The 613-nt window shown below is 52.5% G+C and carries 1 protein-coding gene; it reads right to left on the bottom strand.

Going from position 1 to position 613, the window contains the following annotated elements; translation table 11 throughout:
* Positions 1-475: 475 nt before the first annotated feature.
* Positions 476-613, bottom strand: a 138-nt coding sequence (locus tag AC1DF0_RS32005) for a diguanylate cyclase domain-containing protein (RefSeq protein WP_477577583.1), incomplete at its 5' end; no start/stop codon positions are given.

Here is a 613-nt window from a genome sequence, read left to right as displayed (position 1 = left end):
ATCTACGGTTGGTATGCCCGCGCTCCGAAGCACTAGCATTCCCTGGCGCGGCTAGCCCATTGGTAGAAGCTAACGATCAGATTCAACCGCTTGTTCGCCGTGCCAGGATCGAGCCCCAGCTCGCCTTGTAGTGGTCTAATGAAACTTAACGTCGTGTCAGGGATTAATTGACCACTACACTCAGTCTGATAATGGGCGCTGATGACCGAAGCTAAAAGTGGAGCACGGGTTTGGTAATTCGATGACGACCGAATCTTTATGTAATTCGCACGATCTGCCGAGGTCTGAGGCGTTCCAAAACGACTACCTGTTGAAGTTTCTGAGCGCAGAGTCCGAATCACGGTGACTTAACCGAACGCTTACGATTACCAGGGGGCGTGTGCTGGACAATGGGATGATGACCTGAAGGCAGAGCGCGGCTCCGGAGCTGTCGAGTTTTGGCTTTTTGCGCAGTGACACCCGGGTAGCCGATCTGCTACATATCGGCAAGTTGGACTTGATCTCTACCATTTGATTTTGCACTGTACATCGCGGTATCGGCACGCCGAATGAAGGCGTCAAACGATTCTGATGGAATCCATGTTGCAACGCCGAAGCTACAAGTCGCCTGTCC

The organism is Paenibacillus sp. 05T425 (genome assembly GCF_056396205.1).
The sequence above is the reverse complement of the archived record's forward strand: the minus strand, read 5'-3'. Positions and strand labels throughout refer to the sequence as shown.